Source organism: Ramlibacter sp. G4-7 (assembly GCF_057784995.1).
Genome location: NZ_JBYNTT010000015.1, coordinates 21,554 through 39,264, shown reverse-complemented (window position 1 = coordinate 39,264; position 17,711 = coordinate 21,554). Strand labels below are relative to the sequence as shown.

Here is a 17,711-nt window from a genome sequence, read left to right as displayed (position 1 = left end):
CCGAAACGAGGCATCGGGAGGACAGCGGTGAGACCATCCATCTTCCAGCACGCACCCCTGGTTGCTGCCGCCATGCTGGCATTGGCTGCGCCCCTGGCGAGCCAGGCTTTCGAGCCGGTCGACATGCGAACCGAGGCAGCCCGCACGCCGGCGCCACCGTGGCCCGCGGGGGACGAGCGCGGCATGGCCAACGTGCTCGGTGCCGCAACGACCCGCCGCTGCGGCTGGCACATGTCCCGGCCCGGTGCGCGCACCTACGAGGCCTCGTTCGAGCGGTCGAACACCATGCCGAAGTCGCCGTTCGCGCCGCCCTCCCTGAGCAAGCCGAAGCCGACCGCGGGCGTGCCGTTCTCGGCGCATGCCTTCAACAGCGAGGCCTTCGAGGCCGGCGCCGAACCGCAGCAGCAGGGCACGCAGATCGATGCCCTGGGCCACTTCGCCTCGATCAAGGCGCCCTGGGACCCGAAGAACCCCTTCGCGGCCGACTACGCCAGCTACTACGGCGGCTACAAGCAGCAGGACGTCAAGCCCACGCCCGACTCCCCCTTGCTCAAGCTGGGCATCGAGAAGATCCCGCCGCTGGTGACCACCGCCGTCCTGCTGGACGCCAGGGCCCATGTCGGCAAGGGCAGGGCGATGGCCGACGGGCAGCTGGTCACGGCGGCCGACATCGAGGCCATGCTCAGGGCGCAGGGGCTCGCCAGGCGCGGCCTGCTGCCCGGCGACATGGTCTGGATCTACACCGGCTGGAGCGAGAACTGGAAGGACCCGGCCGACCCGAACAGCCCGTACTACGCGATGGCCCCGGGACTGTCGGTGGACGCGGCCAGGATGCTGGCCGGCAAGCGCATCGTCGCCATCGGCCTGGACGCGCCCTTCATCGATCCGGTGCCCAACGGCATGCTGCAGGGCAAGGCGCCCCCGGCGGCCGGCACCGACCCCGGCCTGCCGTTCTCCATCCATCACTACATGTTGTCGGTCTTCGGCATCCACCACCTCGAGAACCTGAACCTCGCTGCCATGGCCGCCGACAAGGTGTGGACCTCGTGCGCCATGGTGCTGCCCTCGCGCGACAAGGGCGCTGCCGGCGCGGTGGTCCGGCCGGTGGCGATCGGGGTGCCGAACCAGCGCTGAGGCCCCCGGGGCAGGTGTCTGCCTGAATTGACCCTCCTGCACGAACCCCGTATGTTCGGTCCCCACGCATCAAGTGGAGACCGGAACATGAAGCTGACCACCCTTCGCAAGGCGGCCGTGATGATGATCGCCCTGGGCGCGGCCGCGGGTGCCGCGGCGCAGGAGACGACCCTGCGCCTGGTGAGCGCCTTCGCCGAGAACGGCATCTACGTGCAGCGCCTGCAGCCGTGGATCCAGAAGTTCAACGCCGAGGGCAAGGGCGTGCTGCAGATCAACTTCATCGGCGGCCCCAAGGCCATGCCGCCCTTCGAGGTGGGCAACGCGGTGAAGACCGGCGTGGTCGACATGGCGATGGCCACCGGCGCGTTCTACACCAACGTGATGCCCGAGGCCGACTTCCTCAAGCTCACGCAGGTGCCCGTGGCGGAGCAGCGCAGGAACGGCGCCTTCGACGCGATCAACAAGGTGTGGAACGAGAAGGCCAACATGCAGTACCTGGCCCGCATGGTGGAGAACCAGCCGTTCCACATCTACACCAACAAGAAGGTGGACAAGCCGGACCTCTCGGGCCAGAAGATCCGCATCACGCCGGTGTACCGCGACTTCTTCCAGGCGCTCAATGCCACGGTGATCACCACCGCGCCGGGTGAGGTGTACACCGCGCTGGAGCGTGGCGTGGTCGACGGCTACGGCTGGCCCATCGGCGGGATCTTCGACCTCAAGTGGGACGAGAAGACCAAGTTCCGCATCGACCCCGGCTTCTACGACGCCGAGGTCTCGCTGGTCATGAACCTGCCCGCGTACAACAAGCTGACCAAGGCGCAGCACGACTACCTGCAAAAGCAATTGCTGGCGCTGGAGGCGGAGAACACCTTCTGGGCGAAGTACACGGCCGATGAAGTCGCCCGGCAGCAGAAGGCCGGCATCGAGGCCATCAGGTTCGACGCGGCGACCACCAAGGCCTTCACCGAGAAGGCCTACCAGGTGGGCTGGGCCAGCGCCGAAAAGCAGAGCCCGGACATCGCCAGGCGCTTCAAGCCGCTGTTCGCGCCCAAGTGACGGGGCGCCTTTCCGGCGCCTACGCGGGGCTGCTCGCCGGCCTCGCGCTGGGCGGCTGCGCGGTCATGTTCGCGATGATGCTGGTCATCGTGGGCGACGTGGCCTTGCGCAACATCGCCGTCCCCGGCCTGCCGCGCGGCCTGGCCTGGAGCAACGAGGTGTCGGAGCTGATGCTGTACCTCACCACGGTGCTGGTCGCGCCCTGGCTGCTGCGCCGGGGCCAGCACATCCGCGTCGACATCCTGCTGACCGCCATGCCGCCGCGGCTGGCGTGGTACTTCGAGTGGCTGGGCGACATCATCGGCTTCGCCTGCTGCGTGTTCATGGCGTGGTACGCCACGCGCGCCGCCTGGGCGAGCTACACGGCCGGCGCGCTGAACATCAAGACGCTGGTGACGCCGGAGTGGTGGTCGCTGGCGCCCTTGCCCGCGATGTTCGTGCTGCTGGCCATCGAGATGGTGTTCCGCATGCACAGGCTGCAAAGCGGCGAACGGGCGCCGCGGCAGGATGCGGTGAGCGCGTCATGAGCAGTTGGGCCATTGCGGCGTGGCTGATGCTCGGCGGCTCCACGGTGCTGCTGTTCATCGGCATGCCGGTGGCGCTGACCTTCATCACCGTCAACATCATCGGCGCTTTCCTCTACATGGGCGGCGAGGTCGGGCTGGCGCAGCTGGCGCGCAGCAGCGTGGGGTCGGTGACGTCGTTCTCGCTCACGCCCATTCCCCTGTTCGTGCTGATGGGGGAGATCCTCTTCCACACCGGCCTGGCGCTGAAGGTGATCGAGGGCATCGAGCGCCTGATCCGGCGCGTGCCGGGGCGGCTCGCCGTGGTGGCGGTGGTCGCCGGCACGGTGTTCTCCGCGATCTCGGGCTCCACCATCGCCACCACGGCGATGCTGGGCTCGCTGCTGCTGCCCGTCATGCTGTCCAAGGGCTACCACCCGACGCTGGCCGCCGGGCCCATCATGGCCATAGGCGCGGTGGACATGTTGATCCCGCCCTCGGCGCTGACCGTGCTGCTCGGGTCGCTTTCGGGCATCTCCATTTCCAAGCTGCTGATCGGCGGAGTGCTGCCGGGCGTCATCCTGTCGGTGGCCTTCGTGCTGTGGATCGTGCTGCGCGTGCGCATCACGCCTTCGCTGGCACCGGCCGCCGAGGAACAGCAGCCGTACACCGGCTGGCAGCGCTGGCAGCCGTTCTTCGCCTACGTGCTGCCCACTCTGTCGATCTTCGGGGTGGTGGTGGGCGCGCTGGCGGCGGGCTGGGCGACGCCGACCGAATGCGCGGCGCTGGGGGCCTTCGCGACGCTCTTGCTGGCGCTGCTCTACCGGGCGCTCAGCTTCGATGCGCTGCTCAAGGCGCTCAAGGGAACGGCGGGCATCTCGGGAATGATCCTGTTCATCATCCTCGGCGCCACCACCTTCGCGCAGATCCTGTCCTTCTCGGGCGCCAGCAACGGGCTGGTGCAGATGATCACGGGCAAGGGCTGGTCCCCCGGCATGATCGTCGCCGGCATGATGCTGGTGCTGATCTTCCTGGGCATCTTCGTCGACCAGGTCAGCATGATGATGATCACGCTGCCGATCTTCATGCCCGTGGTCCAGAGCCTGGGCATCGACGTGGTCTGGTTCGGCGTGATGTTCCTGATCTGCATGCAGATGGGCCTGCTGCTGCCGCCGCACGGGCTGCTGCTCATGACCATGCGCGGTGTCGCGCCACCCAGCGTGACCATGGGCCACATCTTCCAGGCCGTGGTGCCTTACGTGGCGATGAGCCTGCTGCTGCTGGCCGCGGTGTTCTGGATCCCGGCCATCGCGACGGCCTTGCCGCGGTGGATGGGATGAGTGCGCTGCGAGCCGGCCGCGGCAGGCCGCGGCCGGCCCGTGGGCATCAGCGGTTGCCGCCGCGGTCCAGTTGCGCCATGACGCGCTGGTCGCCCGTGCGCAGCACCGCCCGCGCATCGGCGAAGGCCTGCGTGTCGTCCTGGCGGCGGATCGTGTAGCTGCCGACGTAGTGGCCGGGGCGTTCCTCGCGCAGTTCCAGCCGGTCGACCACGCCCGGCACGCGCACGGATGCGCGCGCATTCGGCGTGCCTTCCAGGCGGAAGTGCACCACGCGGCCAGGCTCCAGGCGCTCGCCGCGCGGCCACATGGAGAAGTTGTTCACTTCGGCGTTGGCCATCGCGGCGGCATTGCCCATGGCGCGGGCCTGGAACGCAGGCGGATAGCTGTACGCGGCGACCACCGGGGCTTCGCTCCAGGCCGCGCGCAGCTTCATGTCGCGAGTCGGGTCGATCCGGTCGCTGCGACGGATCACGTACGAGCCCACGTACTCGCCGGGCGAACGCTCGCGCAGCGGGACGCGCACGTCGTCGGCCAACGCCAGGTTGGCCCAGCGTGCGCCCGGCGTGGCGCGGACCGAGATGCGCAGGGTGGAGCCAGGGCGCAGGCCGGAGTCGGAGTCGATCGTCATGCCGTTGATGGTGCCCTGGCGGGTCTCCGCCACGCGGTACTGGGGCTGCTGCGCGGACGCGGGTTGAGCCACCATCGCACCGAGGGGCGCGAGCAGCAGGACCGCGGCGGCCACCTTGCCTTGAAGAGTTCGTTTCATGCCATGCTCCTTAGTTCGACATGCCCACAGGCTAGGCGCTTCCGGATGAACCGGCGCTGAACGCGCTTGGCACTGAAGGTAGGACGAGAGCCATAGTCCAAGCGGGACACGACCGGCTCTGCCGGGCGCGATGTAAACAAGGCAACACCGGCCACGCGGCAAAACCGTGCCATCGATAATCGGGGTCTCGAACCAAGTGACAGCGGCTGGCTGGAGCGCATTGAATTCTTCCCACGAAGCAGAACGGCTTCGGCTTTTCATCTCCCGGATCACCGACTACGCGATCTACATGCTGGCGCCGGACGGCACCGTCGCCAGCTGGAACGCGGGGGCACAGAGGTTCAAGGGCTATGCCGCCGATGAAATCATCGGCCAGCATTTTTCGCGCTTCTACACACCCGAGGACCGCGCTGCCGGTATCCCGGAGAAGGCGCTGAGGCTCGCGCGCGAGACGGGCAAGTTCGAGGCGGAAGGCTGGCGCGTGCGCAAGGACGGGACCGAGTTCTGGGCGAGCGTCGTCATCGACCCGATCCGGGACGAATCCGGCGAATTGGTCGGGTTCGCCAAGATCACCCGCGACATCTCGGAAAAGCGCGCGGCGCAGGAAGCCTTGCGCGAGAGCGAGGAGCGCTTCCGCTTCCTCGTCCAGGGTGTCACCGACTACGCCATCTACATGCTCTCCCCGACGGGCGAGATCACCAACTGGAACGCCGGGGCCCGCCGGATCAAGCAGTACGAGCAGGAGGAGGTGCTGGGCACGCACTTTTCGCGCTTCTACACCGAAGAAGACCGGGCGCGCGGCATGCCGGCGCACGCCCTGGCGGAAGCGACGGCCAATGGCCGCTACGAGGTCGAAGGCGTGCGCGTGCGCAAGGACGGGACCCGGTTCCTGGCCCATGTGGTGATCGACGCGATCCGCAACGAAGCCGGCGAGCTGATGGGGTTCGCCAAGATCACGCGCGACATCACGGAGCGCCAGCAGGCGGCGCAGGCGCTGGAACAGGCGCGCGAGGTCCTGTTCCAGTCGCAGAAGCTGGAAGCGATCGGAAAGCTCACCGGGGGCGTGGCGCACGACTTCAACAACCTGCTGAGCGTGATCACGAACGGGCTGGACCTGCTGCGTCCCGCCCTGAAGGATCCCGAGGCGCTGGGCCTGGTCGAAAGCATGGAGAAGGCGGCCATGCGCGGCGCCTCGCTCACCAACCAGCTGCTCACCTTCGCGCGCCAGCAGCCGGTCACGCCGGAGCCACGGGAGTTGAACCGGGTGATCACGGGGTTCGAACCCGTCCTGAGGCGGGCGACCAGGAGCTCGGTGAAGTTCGAGGTCGAGACCAGCGGCGAATTGCCGGCGGTGATGATCGACATGGCCTTGTTCGAAAGCGCGCTGCTGAATCTGGTGGTCAACGCCAACGACGCGACCCTGGACGGCGGGAGCATCCGGGTCACCACGCACGTGAGCGAGGTCGACGCCGGCCAGATCGGCACCCTGGCCAAGGGAAGGTACGTCGTCGTCTCCGTGCAGGACACGGGCTCGGGCATGAGCGACGAAGTCATCGCCCGCGCGGTCGAGCCTTTCTTCACCACCAAGGCGATGGGGAAGGGGACCGGCCTCGGCCTGAGCCAGGTCTACGGGATGGTGCAGCAGTTCGGCGGCGAGCTGAAGATCACGTCCCAGCTGGCCCAGGGCACCACCATCTCGCTGTACTTCCCTGTTTCGTCGAAAGAGGCGATCCACGAAGCTGCGCCGCCTCCCAGCGACAAGGTCCTGATCGTCGACGACCAGCCCGATGTCCTCGACATGGCGTCGGAGATGTTCCGCACGCTCGGCTTCCACGTCATCACCGCGACCTCGGGGCGGCAGGCGCTGGAGATCCTCTCCCGGATGCACGACATCCACCTGCTGTTCTCCGATGTCGTGATGCCCGGCCTGAGCGGGGTGGAACTGGGCAAGAAGGCCCAGGAAGTCTCGCCGCACACCCGCGTCCTGCTCGCCTCCGGCTACACCACGCCCGCGGGCAGCCTCAAGGGCTTCGAGTTCCTCCCCAAGCCCTACCGGATGGCGGACATCCTCAAGAAGTTGCGCGCCCTCGGTTAGCGGGCGCCATCCCCTCGGGACCGAGGCCGGCCCGGCAGGGGCGTCACGGCTGGGTCCGGAACAGCGCGTTGAGCTCTGCGCCGGAGGCGGCATGGGCGAAACCGTCGAAGCGTCCCCCCGACGCGATCTGCTGCGCGGCGGCCATGAAAGCGCCCCACGCCGTGCGCGCCAGCGCACCTCCCACGCTGACCCGACGCACGCCCATCGCCGCGATGTCCTGCAGGGTGAATTCCGATGCCGCGCCCACCAGCAGGTTCACCGGCTTGGGCGCCACCGCGGCCACCACGGCCTCGATCTGCGCACGGGTGCGGATGCCCGGCGCATAGAGGCAATCGGCGCCTGCTTCGGCGTAGGCCCGCAGGCGCCGGATGGTGTCCTCCAGGTCCGGCCGCCCCGCGAAGAAGTTCTCGGCGCGGCCCACCAGCAGGGTGTCGCCGCCCGCTGCGTCGATGGCGTGCCGTGCTGCGCGCATGCGCTCCGCGGCCTGCGGGATGTCGCGCAGGGGCGCATCGGGATTGCCGGTCGAATCCTCGATGGACAGCCCCGCCACGCCGGTCGCGACCGCCAGCGCAACGTTGCGTGCGACGCCGGCGGCGTCGTCCGCGAAGCCGGCTTCGAAATCCGCGTTCACCGGCAACTGCGTGGCCGCGACCATCTCGCGCAGGTGCAGCAGCACTTCTTCGAGCGTCATCAGGCCGTCCGCCTTGCCCTGGCGCCACGCGGCCCCCGAACTGGTGGTGGCCAGGGCCTGGAAACCCAGTCGTTCCAGGTAAAGGGCGCTGCCCGGATCCCAGGGATTGGGGATCACGAAGCAGCCCGAAGCGTGCAGCTGGCGGAAGGTCCGCCGTCGGGCGCTGGCGTCGTGGGATGCGGACATGGGAACTCCGACAGGAGAAGGACGGCCGGGCGGCCGTCCCGCCGCCCGGGGCGGGCGGGTGGTCCCGCTACTTGGCCGAGGTGGAGACCAGGGGCACGTGCTTGGTCTGCACTTTCACGATCGGCGTCACGGGGCTTGCAGCGGCCCTGAGTTCGGCCTGGTCCGCGCCCACGGTGCGGTTGAACCGGTACACACCCGCGGCGGCCAGCAGCGCCAGCACCAGCAGGTAGCGTTTCTCGGACTTGCTGTTGCCGCTGAAAAGCGCCAGCAGCACGCAACCCGCAATGCCGACAACGAGCATCTTCAGGTCCAGCGGGAGTGAATTGAAGAAGTCCATGTTGGGAGCGATAGGGCAGGAGCTCCCACTTTAACGAAGCTCGACAGATGCGGCCAGCGTTCGACGGTTTGCCGGGCCGCCAGTGTTGCTCCGCCGCCGCCCCGCCACGAGAACGTCTTGTTACCTGTTGACGCGCGGGGGGACGGGTTGGCACCTTGCCGCTTCTTCCCGGTGCAGCGCAGGAACGGCAAGGCTCCCGAGGCAATGGACGCAGCGACGGCGCGCTGCCTTCCGCCGTGGCCTAGCCGACCGGCGTCGGGAGCGCCTCGCGCGATTCCGGATCGATGCCGCGCAGCCTGTCCAGCAGCCGCTCCGGCCTGAGCAGCGCCGGCGACATGCTCCAACGGTCCAGGGCGGCGTTTCCGATGCGCACCAGCCCGGTGTGCTGCGTGATGTCGCTGTCCACGGCCGGATCCCGGTCGTAGAAGCCCAGGGCCCAGCGCAGCTTCTCCACCTCCGCCCTGGCCCCGGTCAGGAAGGTCCAGCCAGGCAGGTCGGCTCCTTGTTGGCGCATGTACGCCCGCAGGTCCTGCGGCCGGTCGAACTCCGGCTGCAGGCTGATGGAGTACAGGAAGACGTCGCGCCCGGGACGGTCTCCGAGCAGGGCGTGCAGCTGCTTGAGGTTCTGGGTCATCGGCGGGCACCGGTTGGTGCACTGGGCATACATCATGTTGATGAACACGATGCGCCCGCGCACCAGGTCGGTGTAGAACCGGACCGGCTTCCCTTCGTGCGTGAGCAGCGATACATCGGGGATGCCGTAGGCCGCAGCCCCGGGCTCGGCGGGGGAGAGTCGCTCGCGCGTCGCGAACGCGGCAGCGGCGACACCCACGGCTGCCGCCGCGGGGCCGAAGATCCAGGCGCGGCGCGCCTGCACGTTCCGTGGATCGGCGGCCACGGTCCGGGTGTCATTCGTCGATGTCATAGCGAATCATCATTCCGTGGTCTTCGTGGATGGTGTTGTGGCAGTGCATGACATAGCAGCCCGTGAAATCGCGGAAGCGCAGGAACACGCTGACGTTCTCGTTCGGGCCCAGGAAGTACACGTCCTTGCGGCCGCGCTCCCAGGGCGGCGGGGTGGCGCCATTGCGCTTGAGGATGCGCCCCTCCTCGAAATGGATGTGGACCGGGTGCGCCCATCCGCCGCTCTCGTTGCGCAGGTTCCAGATCTCCGCGCTGCCTTTCTTGACCACGACCTCCCGCTTGTTCTCGAACAGCTTGCCGTTGACCGTCCATGCGCCCCCGTCCCGGGCAAACGAGAAGGTGCGCGTCTTCTTCACCTCGGACAGGTCGATCTCCGGCTGCTTGCGCAGCCAGTCGCGCACGCGGCTGTTGTCCGCGTACCGGAGCGGCTTGTCCACGATGAACTTGAGCAGCTGCACGGGCGTCGCCAGGAACTCCCGCTCCGGCTTGCGGCCGTCCAGGTGCGCCAGGCGATTGGTGAGGAACAGCTCCGCGCCGGCCGGAAACTTCGAGAAGTCGACCACGATGTCGGCGCGTTCGGCGGCACCGAGTTGCACGTTGGGTCGCAGGATCGGCTCGGCGAACACGTTCCCGTCGGCGGAGATCTGGGTCAGGGTCTGGACCTTGTCCTGGTAGCGCAGCTGCAGGTCGAAGACGCGCGACGTCGACGCGACCAGGAGCCGGAAGCGGTACTTCCGGGGCGCGACATGGAAGTAGGGCTGGATCTTGCCGTTGACGAGGAACTTGTCGCCGATGAACCCGTCGTTGTCGAACTGGTTGAACACCAGATAGCCGCTGCTGTCGAATTGCTTGTCGCCGATCATCAGCGGCACGTCGAACTCGCCGCTGGGCAGCCTCAAGGCCTCCTCGTTCTTGTCGTTCTCGTCGCCGGAGTCGATGTCGTCGAAGGCCAGGAAGAACCCCGCCATGCCGCCATAGACGTTTCCGGCCGTGAAGTCCTCGCGGTGGTCGTGGTACCAGAGCGTCCCGAGTGCCTCGCGGGGATCGCCGTTGGGCGAGTACTTGTCGAGCCCGGCATAGACCATCGGGTAGTGATGGTCCTTGTAGCGGCCGGGGCGGGTCAGCGAGCCGCCGACGGCATAGGCGCTCCACCAGTCCACCGGAAAGCCGTCGCTTTCGGAAGGCGTATGCATGTTGTGCAGGTGCATCGACACCTCGGGCGAGCCGTAGCCGCGTTTGAGCCTGGGCAGGTTGTTGCGCAGTCGCACGAGAACTGGCGTGCCGTAGCGCGCGTGGAACAGCGGTCCCGGGATCTGGCCGTTGTAGGCATACACCTCCTGGCGGGGCAGTTCAGGATGGAACTCGTGCCAGCCCCTGGACACGTCGATCTCGTAGAAGTCCTTGGGGGCGAAGTCGTCGAACGCCGGATGCGTGGCGCGTCCGCATTCCTCCCGGTCGTCCTTCCTGATGTCGCGTACCGCTTCCGGGGTCAGGCTGGAGGCCGGTTTCAATGGCATCTGCACCGGCAGCGGCTGCGCCCAGGGCGTCGTGTACGGACTTTTTACGGCGGCAAGCTGCGCGCCTGCGTTGCGCGTCACGCCCAGGGTGGCCGCAGCGGCGGTCCCGGCAGCCTTCATCAGCGATCGGCGCGTCGGACTCGATGGTTCCGCGGCGCCGGTCGCGTCTCTGTCGACAGATTGCATGGCAACTCCTTCAGGAAGCAGTCACGTGGAAAAAAAAGCGATTGCCGCTCGCGCAGGCACGCCACGGGTCGTCGTGCAACGACCCTGCATGCAGAACGGATGGAGCGCGACTAGCTCAGGTCACGACCTTGCGGCCACGACCGGCGCCGATCTGGCGGTACGGATGCGGAAGGCTGGACCGTCAACGGTCCCGGGCCGGGCCCGAGGTGGAAGGTCGAGGCTAGGCAGGACTCGCGCGCGCGAGTTCGGAAGAGCACGGGAGGGAGGGCGAGCAGGCGCCAGGCTCGTCGTCGAGGTCAGCGGTCTTGTTCGTCATGGCGGCACTCCCGGCGACGCTTACCACTTCCTCGAACTGCTTGCACTGGATGCTGGTTGTTCTCAGATTGAGAATCAGTTTCGTATCACTTGTTGGTGATTGCAAGTTCTTTTTATTGCAGCGCTGCGCCGGACCGCATGTTCACGCGAGGCCCTACGCGCGCAGCACGCCGATGATCGTCGCCAGGTCGACCGGTTTGACGAAGTGGTGGTCGAAGCCCGCCTGCTGCGCCTTGACCTTGTCGAGGGCCTGGCCCCAGCCCGTCAGGGCGATCAGGCGCACCGGCCGTCCCGCCGCACGCACCTGGCGTGCCGCTTCGTAGCCGTCCATGCGCGGCATGCCGATGTCCATCAGCACCACATCGGGCGCGTGCGTGTGCACCTTCTCCAGCGCCGCGGCGCCGTCGTAAGCCACGGCGACGCTGAAGCCTTCCATCGTGAGAAACGCCTCCAGCGTGTCGGCGGCGTCCCGGTTGTCGTCGACGACCAGCACCCGGCGGCCGGCGGCGCCGTCGAGGGCGGCTTGCGAGCCGCTGCCGGTCTCCGGCTGTTCCACACCCACCACCACCGGCAGCGTCAGGATGAACTCGCTGCCCTGGCCCAGGCCCTTGCTGGTTGCAGTGATGGAGCCGCCGTGCATCTCGGCGAACTTGCGCGCCAGGTTCAGCCCGATGCCCAGCCCGCTGAGCGGCTCGTCGGGAGACTTGGCCTGGGCAAACAGTTCGAAGATGCGCGTCAGCGATTCCGGCGCCAGCCCGCGGCCGTCGTCGCGCACGCGGAAGGTCACCACGCCGCCTTCGACCGAGGCGGTCAGCCAGATGTGCCCGTGCGGCGCCGTGTACTTGGCGGCGTTGACCAGCAGGTTCGCCACGCTCTGGACGATCCGCGCGTGGTCCGCGTCCAGCGCGAAGTCCTGGGGCGGCTGCACCACCTGGAGCTCGTGCGCCTTCTCCTGCACCGAGGACGCCGCGATTTCCAGCGCATGGGTGATGACCGCGGACAAGCTGGTGTGCGTCGGGTTCAGGGCCACCTTGCCGGTGGTGATGCGCGCCACGTCGAGCAGGTCGTCCACCAGCCGCGTGAGATGGACGACCTGGCGGTCCACGATGTCGGTCAGTTTCAGGACCTCGTCCGACGGCTGCCGGCGGCGGAGGATCGACATCGAGGTGCGGATGGGCGCCAGCGGGTTGCGCAGTTCGTGCGCCAGCGTCGCCAGGAATTCGTCCTTGCGCTGGTCCGCCAGGCGCACCTGGTATTGCCGGTCGCGGGCCCGCAGCGCCGAATGCACGGCACTGACCAGGGCGATGGTGCGCACCGGCCGCTCCAGCAGCGTCACGTTGCCCAGGTGCTCCACGGCGCGTTGCGCCTCCACCGAGTCGGCGCCGCGCCGGGTCAGCACCAGGATGGGGAGATCCGACCAACCGGGCTGCGCATCGACGAAGCGCTTGAGCGGCTGGATCGCGGAGCCGGCGATGACTTCTTCCACCACGAGCAAGGCGCCCGCGCCTTCGGCGAGGGCCGACAGCACCGCCTCGCTGCCGCTGCAGACCAGCGACTCGAACCCGACGGAGGCCAGGACCTTGCTGGCGAGGAGCCCGTCCTGCGCCACCGCCGGATAGATCAGGATGCGGTGTTCCACTACCGGACCTTCTGCGGCTCGTCCTGGTTCGCGGGCGTGGCCCTCGGCACCGGCACCCCGGTCAGGATGCCGCGGTAGCCGCGCAGCACCTCGCCGACCTCGATGCCCGCCTTGGACATGGTGAACCGGCGGATGGTGCGTTCGTGGATGCTGCCGCGCTTCTTGAAGACGGACACGGCCTGCCTGACTTCGCCGTCGTCCTCGTAGTAGCGCAGCATGAGCACGTTGTCGGCCAGGTAGCTGGCATCCATGGCGCTGGACATGGCGCCGCCCAGCATGCCTTGCTGGATGCCCACCAGGATGGTGACGACCCCGCGCTGGCCCAGGTAGGTCAGCAACTCGTGCATGTGGGTGGTGAGGAAGCGCTCGTCGGGCACCGCGTTCAGGTAGCCGTTGAGGCTGTCGATCACCACGATGCTGGCGCCGTCGTGCACCGCGTGGATCACCGCGGCGGCGAACTGGCCGGGCGACAGCTCCGCGGGATCGACCTGCTGGATGGTGAGCCTGCCCGCGGCCATGGCGCCCCGCAGGTCCATGTTCAGGCCGTCCGCGCGATTGAGCAGGTTGCTCTTGGACTCCTCGAACAGGAACATCGCGGCCTTGCCGCCCGCCTTGTTCACGGCCGAGACGAACTGGGCGGCCAGGGAGGACTTGCCGGTGCCCGGCGGGCCGACGATCAGCGTGCTGGAGCCCTGTTCGAGGCCGCCGCCCAGGAGGGTGTCCAGCGGCTCGAGACCGCTCGTGAGCTGGTCGGACGGCCGGAGCTCGCGCGACGCGGCGGCGACCAGGCGGGGGTGCACGACGATGCCGCCGTGGGTGATGTTGTAGTCGTGCATGCCCCCGATGGCATTGCGGCCCCGGTACTTGATGACGCGCACGCGGCGACGCTCCGCGCCGTAGTCCTTGACCGCCAGGTCGAACTGGATCACCGCATGGGCGATGCTGCGCACCTGGAGATCGGCCGACGCAGCCGTGCGGTCGTCCAGCAGCATCACGGTGCAATTGCGCTTGGCGAAGAACTGCTTGAGCGCCAGCACCTGGCGGCGGTAGCGCAGCGCGGAGTCGGCCAGCAGCTGCAGCTCGGACAGCGAATCGAGCACGACCCGCGTGGGCTTGTTCACGTCGATGGCGGAGAGAATGAGGTGGATGGTGTTGGCCATCTCCACCTCGGACGGATGGAACATCGTGTACTGCTGGTCGTCCCTGAGCAGGTCCTCGGTGGGAAGGACCTCGTGCAGCTGGATGCCTTCGAGCGTCCAGCCGTGGGACTCGGCAACCGCGCGCAACTCCTCGCCGGATTCGGCCAGCGTGATGTAGACCACCGTCTCGCCGCGGGCAACGCCCTCGCGCAGGAAATGCAGCCCGGTGGTCGTCTTGCCCGTGCCGGGCTCGCCTTCGATGAGATAGATGCGGTTCGGGCTGAGGCCCCCACCCAGGACGACGTCGAGGCCGGGAATGCCGGTCGACAGGAGTTCATTGGACGAGTGCGTTGTCTGGCTCATGCTCCATCTCTCCAAACGCGGGACTGAAATGCCGCACCCGGACCGGCATGCTGCGCGAGACGGAATCGTAGGGAGGGTGGCTGCGGCGGGTTCGCCCGCCAATGGCTGAGCCCGGAGTAGGAGAGCTTTGACATGGAATGCGGGCCGGTGAAGATTCGCCCTGTCCCTCGCAGGCCCCATGCGTCGGATGCAATCGTGCGCTCGCGTCAGCCGGTTCCTACGAAAAGCCCGGCGCCCGCGTCCGTCGTCGTGCGGCACCCGCCGGGACCCAGCGCCGATTTGCGCCGCCTACACTCGGGGCCTTTCCGATACCCACGACCACAGATGAACAAGACCGAGCTCATGCAGTCCCTCGCGGCTGCCACCGACCAGTCCCAATCCGCCGCCTCGAGAAGCCTCGACGCCTTCATCAGGATCGTTTCGGAGGAACTCGCCAAGGGCGGGGAGGTGGTGATCCCCGGCTTCGGCAGCTTCAAGATCGCGGACCGCGCGGAACGGTCCGGCCGCAATCCGCAGACCGGCGAGGCGATCACCATCGCCGCGTCCACGACCGTCAGGTTCGTGCCCGGCTCGGCCCTCAAGGCGGCGGTGAACTCCAGGAGCAAGTGATCCCCTAGCCCGCGCCGCGCAGCCGCCGGAAGCTCGAGCGAACCGGGCGCGTCCGCGGTCTTGCCGCCACTTTGGCCCTAGTCCGACGCGGCGCGTGCGGGTCTTGCCGCACCATGGGCCCGCATGACCGACGCATCGCTGCGCGAAACCGTCCTCAGGATTGGCGAAGAAGCCGGGGCCTCCGCCGTTGCCGTGGCGGCCTACGACTTCGAGCACCACACGACGTGGTCGCTCAATCCCGCCCGCTGGTTCCACGCCGCCAGCACCATCAAGGTGCCGGTGCTGCTCGGCGTGTACGAGGCCATCGCGCAGGGGCGTCTCGAGCCGTACTCGCGCGTGCACGTGCGCAACCGCTTCCTCAGCGTCGTCGACGGCAAGCCGTATCGCGTGGCGCAGGAGCGCGAGGCGAACGCGCAGGTGCACGCGGCCCTCGGACGCATGCTCACGGTCCATGAGCTGGCCGAGCACATGATCGTGACCAGCAGCAACCTGGCCACCAACGTGCTGCTCGATCTGGTCGGCGTGGAGGCAGTGCGGTCTTCGCTGGCGCGCCTGCACCTGGGCGGCATCGACCTGCAGCGCGGCGTGGAGGACGAGGCGGCGTGGGAGGCGGGCCTGAACAATCGCGTGACGGCCGCGGGCCTGTGCGATGCGATGCGCCTGATCGAAGAGGGCAAGGCCATCTCGCCCGAGGCGTCGAAGGCCATGCTGGACATCCTGCACCAGCAGCGCTTTCGCAGCGGCATTCCCGCCGGCCTGCCCGAGGACGCGCGCGTCGCCCACAAGACCGGGGAGATATCCACCGTCGCCCACGATGCGGGCATCGTGTATCTCGACGGCCGCGACGCGTACGTGGTGGTCATCCTCACCGAGTGGGCGCCGGATGCCGGCGGCCGGCAGGAAACGATCGCGCGCATCTCGCGCGCCGTGTACGAGTACATGACAGGGGGGAAGCGATGAGCATGCCTCTGCCCGTCGTCCTGCCCGAGGCGCTGCCGCGCGAGGTGCGGCAGGTGCTGCGACCGGGGGAGACGCTGCGGGATCGCTCGGGCGCGGCGCGCGTGCTGCCCTCCGCGTTCCTGCGGGTCGACTCCTGGAACCAGGCGCGCGAGACGCTCCTGACGCCGCATTTCTCCCTGTGGGAACTCATTGGCGTGGACGTGCGCGAGGCCGCGCTTGCCCGCGCCTTCCCGCGCTACGTGCCCTGCGCGTTGGTGCTGCTGGCGGCGGGGCTGGAGCTGTTCCGGCTCGAGGTCGGCACCCTCGTGCACGTCGCCGCCAACGGCGGCTACCGTTCGCCGGGGCACGCCCTGACGCGCCATGCCTCGCGCCACTGCTGGGGCACGGCCGCCAACATCTACCGCATCGGCGACACCTATCTCGACACCCGGGAAGAGATCGAGAAATACGCGGCCATCGCCCGCCGCGTCATCCCCGGCGCCTGGGTGCGGCCCTTCGGGCCGGGCGACGGCGAGGCGGACGACCACCTGCACATCGACATCGGCTACACCGTGCTCGACCCGGTGGGCGAGCAGGACGGCAGCAACGCGAGGGAAGCAGGCTGAATGGCGGACCGCAAGAAGCTGGAACGACCGTCCGCCCCCGGGCGCCTGCGCCTGGCCGCCATGGGGCTGGAGGCAGAGTGCTCCCTCGTGCTCGACGACGAGCCCACGCGGCCGGAGGACCTGTTCGGCAGCCCGCGCGATTTCATCCGCGGAGAGCTGATGCATCGCCAGGGCACCTCCTACCACCTGCCGACCGGCGGGGCCGTCTACTTCGACACCGGCGTCATCGAGGTGGCCACACCAGTGGTGGAGATCGAGCCTGGCTGTGCGGCGCGCGCGGGCCGCTCGCTGTGGGAAGCGCTTCACTTCATCCGCAACGAACTCGACGCCTGGGACGCGCGCAACGGACACGCGACGCGGCTGGTCGGCTTCAGTGCGCACTACAACGTGTCCTTCGAGCTGCCGGCGGGGGAGCCGGCGAACGGACGCAGCATCGGGAAGCTGGCCAAGCTGCTCTCGTACATCCTGCCCGCGCCGGTGATGCTGCTGGCGACGAACCGGCGTTCCACCGGGGTCGGCGTGCGGCCGCGCACCGACCGCATCGAGATCACCTCCGACTTCACGCCCAGCCCCTCGCTCATGATCGCGGCCGCGACCTTGATCGTGGCCGTGGTGCGCGAAGTCATGGCCTGGCCGAGCTACGAGCCAGCCGAGCTCGCCGCCCATGGCATCCCCGTCATCAGCGGCTTCCATCCCATGCCCCACACCTCGCGCAAGGGGTGGCTCGCGCGCTTCGACTGCTATCCGAAGAACCCCTTCGCCTGCGACATCGATCGCGACATGTGGCAGACCGAAGGGCACGGCGAGCTGAGCCTGCGCGGCATCGCCGGGCACACCGTGCGCCACTTCTGGCGCTCGATCCGCGAGCTGTCCGACCCGTTCACGTCGCGCCTCATCGCCTCCGTCATGCGCGGACAGAGTCCGTCGCTGCTCGAACTGGAGGACCGCCCGGAAGAATACGAGGACGTGGGCAAGCTCTGTGCCTGGGACGAGGTGGCGCCGCCCGCGCAGCTGGGCCGCTCGCGCTACGAGCGCGTGGTGATCCGCGCCATCTCGGGGCAGCGCCTGCGCATGAACGGCCAGCGCCTGCGCCCGGTCGGCATGAGCGGCTGGTCGGCCATCGTGTTCCAGCGCGAGGACAACCGCCGCGAGGTGATCCCGATCGATGACCTCATCGGGCACCTGGGCGAGTGGGAGCGGCAGTAGGCCGCGCCTGAAACGCTGCGCGGCGCTTCAACGCACGCGCAGGGGCGGGGGGCCGCGGATGGGCTGACGCAAGGGCTTGCGACCGGTGCGTGAATTGCCCCGCGGCGATTCCACCCGCTTTGCGCCGGCGGACAATC

The 17,711-nt window shown here is 68.4% G+C and carries 16 protein-coding genes; 9 read left to right on the top strand and 7 right to left on the bottom strand.

What is annotated here, in order from left to right:
• Positions 1 to 27 precede the first annotated feature (27 nt).
• The 4 genes from AC3EGR_RS19450 to AC3EGR_RS19435 all read left to right on the top strand — a co-directional run bounded on the left by AC3EGR_RS19450 (position 28) and on the right by AC3EGR_RS19435 (position 4,036).
• Positions 28 to 1,134 (top strand): cyclase family protein, encoded by a 1,107-nt coding sequence (locus AC3EGR_RS19450; RefSeq protein ID WP_488548170.1) that lies wholly within the window; start codon positions 28 to 30, stop codon positions 1,132 to 1,134.
• An 87-nt stretch (positions 1,135 to 1,221) separates the two neighbouring features.
• Complete coding sequence (gene dctP, locus AC3EGR_RS19445) at positions 1,222 to 2,193, top strand: TRAP transporter substrate-binding protein DctP (protein ID WP_488548169.1); 972 nt, start codon at positions 1,222 to 1,224, stop codon at positions 2,191 to 2,193.
• Positions 2,190 to 2,720: a TRAP transporter small permease gene (locus AC3EGR_RS19440; protein WP_488548168.1), complete on the top strand. Its 531-nt coding sequence runs from the start codon at positions 2,190 to 2,192 to the stop codon at positions 2,718 to 2,720. The genes dctP and AC3EGR_RS19440 overlap by 4 nt, the downstream gene beginning before the upstream one ends.
• Positions 2,717 to 4,036, top strand: a complete 1,320-nt coding sequence (locus AC3EGR_RS19435; protein WP_488548167.1) for a TRAP transporter large permease — start codon at positions 2,717 to 2,719, stop codon at positions 4,034 to 4,036. Before AC3EGR_RS19440 ends, AC3EGR_RS19435 begins: the two co-directional genes overlap by 4 nt.
• Positions 4,037 to 4,082: 46 nt before the next feature.
• Here AC3EGR_RS19435 and AC3EGR_RS19430 read toward each other — a convergent pair whose 3' ends face one another.
• Complete coding sequence (locus tag AC3EGR_RS19430) at positions 4,083 to 4,802, bottom strand: hypothetical protein (protein ID WP_488548166.1); 720 nt, start codon at positions 4,800 to 4,802, stop codon at positions 4,083 to 4,085.
• 220 nt (positions 4,803 to 5,022) lie between these two features.
• On the opposite strand from AC3EGR_RS19430, the gene AC3EGR_RS19425 reads away from it, so the two are divergent.
• A complete protein-coding gene (locus tag AC3EGR_RS19425) occupies positions 5,023 to 6,897 on the top strand; it encodes a hybrid sensor histidine kinase/response regulator (RefSeq protein ID WP_488548165.1) in 1,875 nt (624 codons plus the stop codon).
• A 43-nt stretch (positions 6,898 to 6,940) separates the two neighbouring features.
• Here AC3EGR_RS19425 and AC3EGR_RS19420 read toward each other — a convergent pair whose 3' ends face one another.
• The 6 genes from AC3EGR_RS19420 to AC3EGR_RS19395 all read right to left on the bottom strand — a co-directional run bounded on the left by AC3EGR_RS19420 (position 6,941) and on the right by AC3EGR_RS19395 (position 14,194).
• Positions 6,941 to 7,774, bottom strand: coding sequence for an isocitrate lyase/PEP mutase family protein (locus AC3EGR_RS19420; RefSeq protein WP_488548164.1), 834 nt, complete (start codon positions 7,772 to 7,774; stop codon positions 6,941 to 6,943).
• Positions 7,775 to 7,841: 67 nt separating this feature from the next.
• Positions 7,842 to 8,111 carry a hypothetical protein gene (locus tag AC3EGR_RS19415; protein WP_488548163.1) on the bottom strand — a complete coding sequence of 90 codons (270 nt, stop codon included), beginning with the start codon at positions 8,109 to 8,111 and terminating at the stop codon, positions 7,842 to 7,844.
• Between the two features lie 241 nt (positions 8,112 to 8,352).
• Positions 8,353 to 9,036, bottom strand: a complete 684-nt coding sequence (locus AC3EGR_RS19410; RefSeq protein WP_488548162.1) for an SCO family protein — start codon at positions 9,034 to 9,036, stop codon at positions 8,353 to 8,355.
• On the bottom strand, positions 9,020 to 10,738 hold the full coding sequence (locus tag AC3EGR_RS19405; RefSeq protein ID WP_488548161.1) for a multicopper oxidase family protein: 1,719 nt from the start codon (positions 10,736 to 10,738) through the stop codon (positions 9,020 to 9,022). Before AC3EGR_RS19405 ends, AC3EGR_RS19410 begins: the two co-directional genes overlap by 17 nt.
• Before the next feature lie 469 nt (positions 10,739 to 11,207).
• Positions 11,208 to 12,692 carry a response regulator gene (locus AC3EGR_RS19400; protein WP_488548160.1) on the bottom strand — a complete coding sequence of 495 codons (1,485 nt, stop codon included), beginning with the start codon at positions 12,690 to 12,692 and terminating at the stop codon, positions 11,208 to 11,210.
• Positions 12,692 to 14,194: an ATPase domain-containing protein gene (locus tag AC3EGR_RS19395; RefSeq protein ID WP_488548159.1), complete on the bottom strand. Its 1,503-nt coding sequence runs from the start codon at positions 14,192 to 14,194 to the stop codon at positions 12,692 to 12,694. Before AC3EGR_RS19395 ends, AC3EGR_RS19400 begins: the two co-directional genes overlap by 1 nt.
• 324 nt (positions 14,195 to 14,518) lie before the next feature.
• On the opposite strand from AC3EGR_RS19395, the gene AC3EGR_RS19390 reads away from it, so the two are divergent.
• The 4 genes from AC3EGR_RS19390 to AC3EGR_RS19375 all read left to right on the top strand — a co-directional run bounded on the left by AC3EGR_RS19390 (position 14,519) and on the right by AC3EGR_RS19375 (position 17,574).
• A complete protein-coding gene (locus AC3EGR_RS19390; RefSeq protein WP_488548158.1) occupies positions 14,519 to 14,803 on the top strand; it encodes an HU family DNA-binding protein in 285 nt (94 codons plus the stop codon).
• Between the two features lie 123 nt (positions 14,804 to 14,926).
• Positions 14,927 to 15,763, top strand: coding sequence for a serine hydrolase (locus tag AC3EGR_RS19385; RefSeq protein WP_488548157.1), 837 nt, complete (start codon positions 14,927 to 14,929; stop codon positions 15,761 to 15,763).
• Positions 15,760 to 16,368 carry a hypothetical protein gene (locus AC3EGR_RS19380; RefSeq protein ID WP_488548156.1) on the top strand — a complete coding sequence of 203 codons (609 nt, stop codon included), beginning with the start codon at positions 15,760 to 15,762 and terminating at the stop codon, positions 16,366 to 16,368. The genes AC3EGR_RS19385 and AC3EGR_RS19380 overlap by 4 nt, the downstream gene beginning before the upstream one ends.
• Positions 16,369 to 17,574 carry a hypothetical protein gene (locus tag AC3EGR_RS19375; protein WP_488548155.1) on the top strand — a complete coding sequence of 402 codons (1,206 nt, stop codon included), beginning with the start codon at positions 16,369 to 16,371 and terminating at the stop codon, positions 17,572 to 17,574.
• The last annotated feature ends 137 nt before the right edge of the window (positions 17,575 to 17,711 follow it).